Origin of the sequence: Streptomyces sp. Ru62, from assembly GCF_002920615.1 — a bacterium.
GTDB lineage: Bacteria > Actinomycetota > Actinomycetes > Streptomycetales > Streptomycetaceae > Streptomyces.
In genome coordinates this window covers 1-782 of the sequence record NZ_PQSU01000098.1, presented here as the reverse complement: position 1 = coordinate 782, position 782 = coordinate 1, and the positions used below count along the sequence as shown (strand labels likewise).

Below are 782 nucleotides of genomic sequence, written 5' to 3'. Positions count from 1 at the left end.
AGCAGGCCGTGGGGGGCGCCGTCGATCTCGACGTAGTCGGCGTGGGGGAGGGCCTTGTGGAAGGGGCGGGCGGTGGAGTCGATGGGCAGGATGTTGTCGGCGGTGCCGTGGAGGATGAGGGCGGGGACGTTGATCTTGGGGATGTCGTTGCGGAAGTCGGTGAACCAGGTCAGGGGTGCGGCCCAGGCGGCGTGGGAGCCGCCGGCGGCCGCGACGTTCCAGCTGTTGCGGACGGCTTCTTCGCTGATGCGGGTGCCGAGGTTGTCGTCGAGGTTGTAGAAGTCGCGGTAGAAGTCGGTGTAGTAGGCGTAGCGGTCGTTCTTGGCGGTGTCGGAGATGTTCTGGAAGAAGGCGTGGTCGGCGGCGCCGGTGGGGTTGTCGTCGGTCTTGAGGAGGAAGGGTTCGAGGGAGGCGAGGAAGGCGGCCTTGGCGATGCGGGCGGAGCCGTAGGTGGAGAGGTAGCGGCCGACTTCGCCGGTGCCCATGGAGAAGCCGACGAGGGTGACGCCGTGGAGGTCGAGGGTTTCCAGGACGGTGTTGAGGTCGGCGGCGAAGGTGTCGTAGTCGTAGCCGGTGGTGGGCTGGCTGGACTGGCCGAAGCCGCGGCGGTCGTAGGTGATGACGCGGTAGCCGGCGTCGAGGAGGGCGGTGGTCTGCTTCTCCCAGGAGTGTCCGTCGAGGGGGAAGCCGTGGATGAGGACGACCGGGCGGCCGGTGCCGTGGTCCTCGTAGTACAGGTCGATGTCGGTGGTGTTCTCCCGGCCGACGGTGATGTAGGGCAT

At 67.6% G+C, this 782-nt stretch carries 1 protein-coding gene; it reads right to left on the bottom strand.

Annotated features, from left to right (window positions below; translation table 11 throughout):
- On the bottom strand, positions 1-782 hold a 782-nt coding region (locus C3492_RS43860), incomplete at its 3' end, for an alpha/beta fold hydrolase (RefSeq protein WP_103818117.1).